Source organism: Micromonospora orduensis (assembly GCF_006228125.1).
In the GTDB taxonomy this organism is placed as follows: Bacteria; Actinomycetota; Actinomycetes; order Mycobacteriales; family Micromonosporaceae; genus Micromonospora; species Micromonospora orduensis.
This window is the reverse complement of the sequence record NZ_VDFY01000116.1, coordinates 18,041-27,638: the sequence shown is the minus strand read 5'-3', so window position 1 is coordinate 27,638 and position 9,598 is coordinate 18,041. Positions and strand designations below refer to the sequence as shown.

The 9,598-nt window shown below is 72.3% G+C and carries 9 protein-coding genes; 5 read left to right on the top strand and 4 right to left on the bottom strand.

The window, feature by feature from the left end:
- Positions 1 to 354: 354 nt before the first annotated feature.
- Together FHG89_RS08575 and FHG89_RS08570 are read right to left on the bottom strand one after the other, a co-directional pair.
- Positions 355 to 1,077 carry a dienelactone hydrolase family protein gene (locus FHG89_RS08575; RefSeq protein WP_139583828.1) on the bottom strand — a complete coding sequence of 241 codons (723 nt, stop codon included), beginning with the start codon at positions 1,075 to 1,077 and terminating at the stop codon, positions 355 to 357.
- 16 nt (positions 1,078 to 1,093) lie between these two features.
- Positions 1,094 to 1,300 carry a hypothetical protein gene (locus FHG89_RS08570; protein ID WP_139583827.1) on the bottom strand — a complete coding sequence of 69 codons (207 nt, stop codon included), beginning with the start codon at positions 1,298 to 1,300 and terminating at the stop codon, positions 1,094 to 1,096.
- Between the two features lie 19 nt (positions 1,301 to 1,319).
- Between FHG89_RS08570 and FHG89_RS08565 the strand changes: the two genes are divergently transcribed.
- Positions 1,320 to 1,991, top strand: coding sequence for a hypothetical protein (locus FHG89_RS08565; RefSeq protein WP_139583826.1), 672 nt, complete (start codon positions 1,320 to 1,322; stop codon positions 1,989 to 1,991).
- 37 nt (positions 1,992 to 2,028) lie between these two features.
- Positions 2,029 to 2,418 (top strand): hypothetical protein, encoded by a 390-nt coding sequence (locus FHG89_RS08560; protein WP_139583825.1) that lies wholly within the window; start codon positions 2,029 to 2,031, stop codon positions 2,416 to 2,418.
- Between the two features lie 75 nt (positions 2,419 to 2,493).
- On the opposite strand, the gene FHG89_RS08555 is transcribed toward FHG89_RS08560, so the two are convergent.
- A complete protein-coding gene (locus tag FHG89_RS08555) occupies positions 2,494 to 2,955 on the bottom strand; it encodes a hypothetical protein (protein WP_139583824.1) in 462 nt (153 codons plus the stop codon).
- On the opposite strand from FHG89_RS08555, the gene FHG89_RS08550 reads away from it, so the two are divergent.
- Positions 2,942 to 3,205 (top strand): hypothetical protein, encoded by a 264-nt coding sequence (locus FHG89_RS08550; protein ID WP_139583823.1) that lies wholly within the window; start codon positions 2,942 to 2,944, stop codon positions 3,203 to 3,205. The genes FHG89_RS08555 and FHG89_RS08550 overlap by 14 nt on opposite strands.
- A gap of 43 nt (positions 3,206 to 3,248) precedes the next feature.
- Here the strand turns inward: FHG89_RS08550 and FHG89_RS33630 are convergent, their stop codons facing one another.
- Positions 3,249 to 3,632 carry a hypothetical protein gene (locus tag FHG89_RS33630; protein WP_244295274.1) on the bottom strand — a complete coding sequence of 128 codons (384 nt, stop codon included), beginning with the start codon at positions 3,630 to 3,632 and terminating at the stop codon, positions 3,249 to 3,251.
- Positions 3,633 to 3,675: 43 nt separating this feature from the next.
- On the opposite strand from FHG89_RS33630, the gene FHG89_RS33625 reads away from it, so the two are divergent.
- The gene (locus tag FHG89_RS33625; RefSeq protein ID WP_244295272.1) at positions 3,676 to 3,966 is read left to right on the top strand and encodes a cellulose binding domain-containing protein; all 291 of its coding nucleotides are present in this window, start codon (positions 3,676 to 3,678) and stop codon (positions 3,964 to 3,966) included.
- Positions 3,967 to 4,074: 108 nt separating this feature from the next.
- Positions 4,075 to 9,576, top strand: coding sequence for a pullulanase-type alpha-1,6-glucosidase (gene pulA / locus FHG89_RS08540; protein WP_139583822.1), 5,502 nt, complete (start codon positions 4,075 to 4,077; stop codon positions 9,574 to 9,576).
- The last annotated feature ends 22 nt before the right edge of the window (positions 9,577 to 9,598 follow it).

Genomic DNA, 9,598 nt, shown 5'->3' with positions numbered 1-9,598 from the left:
CAACCCGAACCCCGCACAGCCCACCCCCGCCGGGGTCACCAGGCGCGAGCGGACACAAGGCGCAGCCCACACTCTCAAGATCCGCGCAGTATCCGGGAAACTGCTGCCTCACCACGCGCTGAGGCAGCAACTCCCCGAAAGTTGCGCGAATCTTGACCGCCTCGGACCCCGAATGCCGCCGAAGACCACAGCGGTCCCGGACACTCACCGCCAAACCGGACAAATGGCTCCGCACGGTCCCGAACCGTGCTCGATCCCGGAAAGAGGCCCCTCGGGGGTGCGCGGGAGACCACTGGAACAGGGATCGAGCACGATCATGCGAGGAGAGGCGACCTGCGGGGTCTGCGCGGTGGGTCAGGGGGTGTCGAGCAGGGCGAGGACCGCGTCGCGGGCGGCGAGTACGGCTTCGCTGGACCGCGCAGTGTGGTCGAGGATCTCGAAGGAGTGCTGCCCGTCCGGCACCTCGATGACCTGGACCTGCCAGCCGTGGGTGGTCGCCGCGGGAAGGAACGCGTCGATGCCGGCCAGGACCGGGGGGATGTCCCGTCCGGCGCGGGTCAGCACCAGCGGGACGCCGGGGCCGGAGGCGAGCGCGTCGACGGGGAGGAACCGCGCGTCGACGTCCCAGCCGGGGAACGGGACGAGCAGCGGGTAGGTCAGGGCGATTCCGCGCAGCCAGGGCGGCGCGTCGCGGAGCCAGTCGGCGGCGAAGAGGCCTCCGCCGGAGAAGAACCAGAGCACCACCCGGTCGGGGTCGACCCGGGGGTCGGCGCGGACCTGCTCGACCATCGCGGCGATGTCGTCGGCCGAGGCGGGCAGTGCCGACAGGTCGGTGACCTGGTAGCTGATCAGCGCGCCGACCACGCCGCTCTCGGCGAGCAGTGCGCCGTAGCCGCGGTAGAGCAGCCAGTCGCGGGGGTCGGGCACGTCTGGTGGCAGTGGTGCGCCGTGCACCACGACGACGGCCGGCGCCGGCCCGGTGCGGGCGGGCAGGTGCAGGTCGACGGTGCCGTGCCGTTCGACGGGCGCGGGGGGTGTGGTCAGGACGAAGGGTCGCTCGGCGACGGGCGTCGTCATCTCCGCACGATATCGGTCACCCGTCGGTGACGGTGCCCCGCGTGTCGTCCACAGGGGAGGTCTCCCCGGCCTGGGCGTGCCGTTCCAGCAGTCGCTGCCGGATCTCCTCGGGGGTGTACGCGCGCCGCCGTCGTTCGGCGCGGGCGATGACCACGCCGGACGCCGCGACGCCGGCGAGGCCGGCGAGCCCGAGGACCTTCCACCACCGCATCCGTTGCCGCATCGGCCTAGGGTAGACCCTCATGAGCATCAGCCTGGATGAGGCCGTCGAGTTGACCCGCACCGGTGACGTGTGGGTGTTCCGGGGCCGCAGCGTGCCGGACCGGGCGATCCAGTTGACCACCAACAGCCCGGTGAACCACGTCGGGATGGCGGTGGTGCTGGACGACATGCCGCCGCTGATGTGGCACGCGGAGCTGGGCCGGTCGCTGCCCGATCTGTGGTCGGGCGGTCATCAGCGGGGCGTGCAGTTGCACGACCTGCGTGACGCGGTCTGCGTCTGGGCCAACCGGTACGGCCAGCGGGCCTGGTTGCGGCAGCTCGACCCGCCGGCGGACGGGGAGATGGAACGGGCCGTGCTGCGGACGATCGCGCGCCTGGACGGGACGCCGTTCCCGTCGACGGCGCAACTGGCGTGGCGGTGGGTGCGGGGGCGGGTGCCGGCGCTGCCGCGTCCCGGGCGCCTCGGGTCCCGGCCGGCCCGGACGTCCGAGGCGCGGGCGCGGGAGCGGGCCTTGGAGACGGCGTACTGCGCGGAGGTGGTGGCGGTGACCTATGAGGCGATGGGGTTGCTGCCGGCGGGACGGCGTCCGAACTGGTACGACCCGGGGCGGTTCTGGAGCGGGGACGATCTGGGTCTGGCCTCGGGTGCGGGGCTGGGTGCGGAGATCGAGGTCCACGTTCCGTCGCGTTGAGGTTTGACCGGGCCGGTGACCGGCAATTGCTGTCGCCGTGAACGCCTCCACCGATCTCGACACGCTGGCGGACTTCTTCGACCGGTACGGCGTGGCGCTGGTCTCCGGTGACCTGCCGGCCCTCGCCGGCTGTTACGCCCTGCCCGGACTGGTGGTGGCCGACACGTACAGTTTCTCGTTCACCTCGCCGGCGGCGGTGGCGCTGTCCTTCGTGGGCGCCGCCCCGGACTACCAGGACCGGGAGCTGGTCGCGGCGCACGCCCGGATCGAGGACGTCCAGCCGTTGTCCGCGCTGCTGGTCATGGTGGCGGTGGAGTGGGAGTTCCTGGACAGCCGGGGGTGTGCGGTGCCTGGTGAGCGGTACCGCTATCTGCTGCGTACCGCCGATGCGGAGCCGGTCATCTGCACGGTCGTCCGGACGGCCTGATCGGCCGGGGTCGTCTGCGCGACCGGCCCGTTCGTGGTGTCGGGTGGGCCGATCGGCCCGATCCGTCGGTGCTGGCTACGCTGGCGCGTCGGTGGGGACGAGGGGAGACCTGATGGCGGTGCGGCCGGAGGGTGCGGCAGAGGCGCGGACGGCTCGACTGTTGGCGTCGGTGCCGTGGGTTGTGGTGCTGCTCGGCGTGTGTGTGCTGGTGGCGTTGCTGGTTGTCGCGTTGCTGTCGTTCCGTACCCGGGAGAGGGGTGACGGGCCGCGGGCCGCGCCGCCGGTGTTCCTGCCGACGGTGCCGGCGGCCGTGTCGCCCACGGGTGGGCCGACGCCGGCGGGGGTGGAGCGGCGGACGGTGTCGCCGCGGCCGTCGCGGAGCAGTAGGGCGCCGTCGCCCCGGGTCGCCACGGCGTCGCCGTCGCCCGGGCGGGTGAGCGGGCCGGCGGCGGCGTCGACGTCGGCGAGGACGGTGAGCGCGCGGTACGAGGTCGGCACGGATGGCCGCGACGGGACCGCCGCGGTGCTGTCGGTCACGAACTCCACGGGCCAGTCGGTGGACTGGCGGGTGGAGTTGGCGTACGACGACGACGTGTGGGCGCTGCGGGTGAACGACGACTCGGGGGTTTCCGTGTGGGGGAGGGGCGACGGCGAGTTCGTCCTGCGGGGCACCCGTTCGTTGGCTCCGGGCGACACCTGGACGGTGCGGTTGCGGCTGGGCTGGGGCGAGTCGGGGACCCGGCCGCTGCGGTGCACGGTGAACGGGCTGGCCTGCCGCCTCGGCTGATCGCCGGGTCGTCGTCGGCGCTTCCGGGCCTGGCCGTCGGTCGCTACGCTGCCCGGACGGCCTGCTGAGGGAGGTACATGTCCGGCATGCGTCGTGCCCGTCGACCGTCCAGTGGTCCGGTCGCCATCGCCTCGTCGCCCTGGATCGTGGTGCTGGCCGGTGTCGTGGTGATGGTGGTGCTGCTCATCGTGGCTTTGGGCGCGTACCGGGGGCGTAGTCCGGCGCCGGACGCCGGGTCGCCTCCGCCGGCGTTGCCGTTGCCGCAGGAGCCGCCGGTTCCGTCGGGTGAGCCGACGCCGACGCCGACGGGGTCGTCGACGGCGGCGCTGTTGCCGGGGCTGTCGCCGCGTGCGAGCGGGGTGCCGTCGAGCGGCCCGGCGGTGTCGCGGGCGCCGACGGCCGGGGCGACGCCGACGCGGGCGCCCACGCGCGTTCCGCAGGCGCCGGCGGTCAGTGGCCGGTACCGGGTGGTGCAGAGCTTCGACGGCGGGTTCATCGGTGAGGTGCTCATCGTCAACGCGTCAGGCGTCCGTCGTGGTTGGACGGTGCGCTTCGAGTTCTCCGCAGGTGGACGGCTGGTGACGACCTGGGTGGAGGGTGTGCCACAGGGGACGGTGCGGCAGTTCGACGGCGGTTTCACGTACGTCAGCGGGGTTGACGTGCCGCCCGGCGGGTCGGCGGCGCTGCGATTCCACCTGGAGCGGGCGTCCGTCACGCCGCGGGGGTGCACGGTCGACGGGGTGCGGTGTAGCGGCTTCTGACGCGCTGCTTCCGCAAGGACGCTGCTTTGTTGCGACTATGTTTGCAAGGTATTGCAGAATGTTTCGGCAAGGGTTAGCGTGCGGCCAATCCACCAGAGGAAGGCGTCGATGAAACCCCCGCCGATACCGCGCACCGCCCTGCTGGCTCTCGTCTCTCTGCTCACCGTCACCCTCGTCGGCGCCCCGGTCGCGGTGCGCCAGCTCGGCGCCACCGACGACCCCCGTCCGTCCGGTGCCGACGCCCTGGCCGCCGCCGGCGCCGTCCAGTGGCGCGACGAACCCACCGCCGACGCGCTGCTGAAGGCGGGCGGCACCTCCGCACGCGCCGAGCAGTTCTACTTCGTCCTGCCGGACCGGTTCGCCAACGGCGACCCCCGCAACGACCGCGGTGGCCTCACCGGCGACCGGCTGCGCACCGGGCTCGACCCGGCCGACAAGGGCTTCTACCACGGCGGCGACCTCAAGGGCGTCATCGACAAGCTCGACTACATCCAGGGGATGGGCACCACTGCCATCTGGCTCGCCCCGATCTTCAAGAATCGTCCCGTGCAGGGCGAGGGAGACGACGTCTCGGCCGGCTACCACGGTTACTGGATCACCGACTTCACCCAGGTGGACCCGCACTTCGGCACCAACGAGGAGATGAAGCGGCTGGTCAGGCTCGCCCACCAGCGCGGAATCAAGATCTACCTCGATGTGATCGTCAACCACACCGCCGACGTCATCAGGTACGCCGAGGACAAGTACGCCTACGTGGACAAGGCGACCTCGCCGTACACCGACGCGCAGGGGCGGGCGTTCGAGGACCGGAACTACGCCGACGGCAGCCGCGCCTTCCCGCCGGTCGACCGGGAGTCGTTCCCGTACACGCCGACGTTCGACGAGCCGGGAGACGCCACCGTGAAGGTGCCGGCCTGGCTGAACGACGCCACCATGTACCACAACCGGGGCGACTCCACCTTCGCCGGCGAGAACAGCGAGTACGGCGACTTCTTCGGCCTGGACGACCTGTGGACCGAACGTCCCGAGGTGGTGCGGGGGTTGACCAAGGCGTACGGGGACTGGATCGGCGCGACAGGCGTCGACGGGTTCCGGCTGGACACCGTGAAGCACGTCAACATGGACTTCTGGCCGCAGTTCAGCGCGGGCATCGAGCGGGCCGCCGAGAAGGCCGGCAAGAAGGACTTCTTCATGTTCGGCGAGGTGTACAGCGCCGACCCGGAGATCACCTCCAGCTATGTCCGGCAGGGCGGGCTGCCGGCCACCCTCGACTTCGCCTTCCAGGAGGCCGCGCGCGGCTACACGGCGGGCTCCGGCTCGGCGAAGGCACTGGCCGACGTGTACGCCCGCGACGACCTGTACGCCGCCCGGGACACCGACGCCGGTCGACTGACCACCTTCCTGGGCAACCACGACATGGGTCGGATCGGCTCGTTCATCGCCGGCGGCGGCACCGATGAGGCAAGCCACCTGCGCCGTGACCAGCTCGCCCACCAGCTGATGTTCCTCACCCGTGGCCAGCCGGTGGTCTACTCCGGTGACGAGCAGGGCTTCACCGGCCCCGGCGGGGACAAGGACGCCCGCCAGGACATGTTCGCGTCGAAGGTCCCCGACTACCTCGACGACGACCTGCTCGGCACCGACCGCACCCACGCCAGCGACCAGTTCGACACGAACCATCCGCTGTACCGGACCATCGCCGAGCTGGGCCGGCTACGCCAGGCGCACCCGGCGCTGCGCGACGGTGTGCAGGTCACCAGGTACGCCACCGACGGTCCGGGTGTCTTCGCCGCCTCCCGGATCGCCCCCGCCGACCGCACCGAGTACGTGGTGGCGGTGAACAACGCCGACACCGCGCAGACTGTCACCGTGGACACCTGGTCGGCCGGCGCCACCTTCACCGGCATCTACGGCGGCAGCCAGACCGCCACGGCGGGCGCCGACGGCAGACTGACCCTCACCGTGCCGCCGCTGTCGGCGGTGGTGCACCGGGCCGGCACCCCCATCGCGCGCCCGGCCGGCGCGCCGCGCGTCACCATCACCAGCCCGGCCCCGGACGCGCCCGTCGCCACCCGGGCCGCCGTCACCGCCCAGGTGACCGGTGACCCCCTCGCCACAGTCACCGTCGCGGCCCGGGTCGCGGGCGGGAAGTGGACGCTGCTGGGCAGCGCCGACCACGCGCCGTACACCGTGCAGCACGACCTGACCGGCCTGGCCGGCGGCACCCGGGTCGAGTACAAGGCGGTGGTCCGCGACGGCCGGGGCCGCACCGCCACGGCCCGGTCCACCGCCGTCGTCGGTACGCCGCCGGTCGGCAAGTCCCGGGAGTGGGCGGTGGTGCACTACCAGCGCCCCGCCGGTGGGTACGACGACTGGGGGCTGTACGCGTGGGGTGACATCGACCCGGCGTACGTCACCGAGTGGCCCAAGGGGCAGCCGTTCGCCGGCGAGGACTCCTACGGCCGGTTCGCGTGGGTGAAACTCAAGCCGGGCGCGAAGTCCGTGGGTTTCGTGGTGGTCGACTCCAACGGCACCAAGGACGTCGCCCAGGACCGCAGCATCGACGTCACCTCCACCGGTGAGATCTGGCTCAAGCAGGGCGACCCGGCGATCTACCCGACCCGGCAGGAAGCCGCCGGTGAACCGGCCCCGCCGGTCGAGGAGGGCACCGCCGTGATCCACTACCGGCGGGCCGACGGCAACTACGACGGCTGGGGCCTGCACCTGTGGGACGGCGCGGCCACCCCGACGGAGTGGTCCAGCCCGCTCACGCCGACCTCGGTCGACGCGTTCGGCGCGGTGTTCCGGGTGCCGCTGGCGGCCGGCGCCACCGGGCTGAACTACATCATCCACAAGGGCGACACCAAGGACCTGCCCGACGACCAGCGGCTCGACTTCGCCAGCGCGGGCCGGGAGGTGTGGCTGCTCGCCGCCACCCCGGGCCGCCTGCTGCCGACGACCGCGACCAGCGCCAGCGGGGACACCGACATCAGCAGGCAGAAGGCGCACTGGATCGACAGGTCCACCATCGCCTGGCAGACACCACCGACCGACGGCAGGACGTACGCGCTTGTCACCGCGCCGACCGGCGGGGTCAGCGTGGTCGACGGGGAGCTGACCGGGACGTACACCAGTCTGCCGTTGTCCGCGCAGCGCAACGGGCTCACCGAGGCCCAGCGCACGGCGTTCCCGCACCTGTGGTCGTACCGCAGCTTGGTCCTGGACCGGGGTGACCTGGCCAAGGTCCCGGCGGCGCTGCGCGGGCAACTGCTGGTCACCGAACGCGACGCCAAGGGGGCGCTGCTCGCAGCGACAGGCGTGCAGATCCCCGGCGTGCTCGACGACGTGTACGCGCGGGCGGCCGACGCCACCCTCGGGCCCACCTTCGCGGGCCGGACGCCGAGCCTCGCGCTGTGGGCGCCGACCGCCCGGAGCGTGGCGCTGCACCTGTTCGACTCACCCACCGCGCAGCCGACGACGGTGCCGATGCGCCGCGACGACCGCACCGGTGTGTGGTCGGTGCGCGGCAACCACTCCTGGGTCGGGAAGTACTACCGCTACCAGGTGCAGGCGTGGCAGCCGGCGGCGCAGCGGGTGGTCACCGCGTCGGTCACCGACCCCTACTCGGTGGCCCTCGCCGCGGACTCCACGCACAGCCAACTCGTCGACCTGAACGACCCGGCGCTGGCCCCTCCCGGGTGGCGCACGCTGCGCAAACCGGCACCGGTGCCGGCCGCGAAGGCGCAGATCACCGAGCTGTCCGTGCGGGACTTCTCCATCGCCGACGAGACCGTGCCGGCCGAGCGGCGGGGGACGTTCCTCGCGTTCACCGAGCCGAAGAGCGCCGGCATGACCCACCTGCGGGCGCTCGGCGACTCCGGGGTCACCCACCTGCACCTGCTGCCGGCGTTCGACTTCGCGACCATTCCGGAGAAGCGGGCCGAGCAGCGCCAGCCGGCCTGCGACCTGGCGGCGCTCCCGCCAGACTCGGCCGAGCAGCAGAAGTGCGTAACGGCGGTCGCCGAAACCGACGGCTACAACTGGGGGTACGACCCGCTGCACTACACCGTGCCCGAGGGCGGCTACGCCGTCGACCCGGCCGGCGCGGCGCGGACCGCCGAGTTCCGGCGGATGGTCGCCGGGGTGAACGACGCCGGCCTGCGGGTGGTCATGGACGTGGTCTACAACCACACCTCGGCGGCCGGCACCGACGACAAGTCGGTGCTCGACCAGATCGTGCCCGGCTACTACCAGCGGCTGCTGGAGGACGGCACGGTGGCCAACTCCACCTGCTGCGCCAACACCGCACCCGAGCACACCATGATGGGCAAGCTGGTGGTCGACTCGCTTGTCACCTGGGCCACGCAGTACAAGGTGGACGGGTTCCGGTTCGACCTGATGGGGCACCACCCGAAGGCGAACATCCTGGCCGTCCGCAAGGCCCTCGACCGGCTGACCGTCGCCCGCGACGGCGTGGACGGCAAGGCGATCATGCTCTACGGCGAGGGCTGGAACTTCGGCGAGGTCGCCAACGACGCCCGGTTCGTGCAGGCCACCCAGGCCAACATGGCCGGCACCGGCATCGGCACCTTCAACGACCGGCTGCGCGACGCGGTGCGCGGCGGCGGCCCGTTCGACGCCAACCCGCGCGTCCAGGGCTTCGCGTCCGGCCTCTACACCGACCCGAACGGCGACGCCGTCAACGGGTCGGCGGCCGAGCAGAAGGCCCGCCTGCTGCACGCCCACGACCTGATCAAGGTCGGGCTCACCGGCAATCTGCGCGGATACCGGTTCACCGACACCGCCGGACGGCAGGTCACCGGCGCGCAGGTGGACTACAACGGCTCCCCGGCCGGCTACACGGCAGCGCCGGGGGAGGCCGTCACCTACGTCGACGCGCACGACAACGAGATCCTGTACGACGCGTTGGCGTACAAACTGCCGCAGGCCACGGCGGCGGCGGACCGCTCCCGGATGCAGGTGCTGGCGCTGGGCACGGTGGTGCTGGGGCAGGGCACCGGGTTCGTCACCGCCGGCACCGAACGGCTGCGGTCGAAGTCGCTGGACCGCAACTCGTACAACTCCGGCGACTGGTTCAACCAGATCCGCTGGAACTGCGAACAGGGCAACGGCTTCGGCGCCGGTCTGCCGCCCGCGCCCGACAACGAGGACAAGTGGTCGTACGCGAGGCCGCTGCTGGCCGACCCGGCGCTGGTGCCGGACTGCGCGGCGATCGGCACCACCGACGCCCGGTACGCCGAACTGCTGCGCATCCGGGCGTCGTCGCCGGTCTTCGGGCTGGCAACCGCCGAGCAGGTGCAGCGGCGGGTGGCGTTCCCGCTGTCCGGTGCGCAGGAGACGCCGGGCGTGCTCACCATGACCCTGGACGCCCGCGGGCTGGGCGGGCCGTACACGTCGCTGACCGTCGTCTTCAACAGCACCCCGACGGCGGCGGCGCAGACGGTGACCGGTCTGCGCGGCGCGAACGTGGCACTGCACCCGGTGCTGCTGACGTCGGCCGACCCGGTGCTGCGGACCGCCGCGTTCGACCGGGCGTCCGGCACGTTCACCGTGCCGGCGCGCAGCGTGGCGGTGTTCGTCCAGAGGTGACGACGGACCGGCCCCCTTCCGC

Coding starts and splice junctions, on each gene's coding strand:
- FHG89_RS08575 (WP_139583828.1), bottom strand. CDS start 1,077: ATGACGACGCCCGTCGCCGAGCGACCCTTCGTCCTGACCACACCCCCC.
- FHG89_RS08570 (WP_139583827.1), bottom strand. CDS start 1,300: ATGCGGCAACGGATGCGGTGGTGGAAGGTCCTCGGGCTCGCCGGCCTC.
- FHG89_RS08565 (WP_139583826.1), top strand. CDS start 1,320: ATGAGCATCAGCCTGGATGAGGCCGTCGAGTTGACCCGCACCGGTGAC.
- pulA (WP_139583822.1), top strand. CDS start 4,075: ATGAAACCCCCGCCGATACCGCGCACCGCCCTGCTGGCTCTCGTCTCT.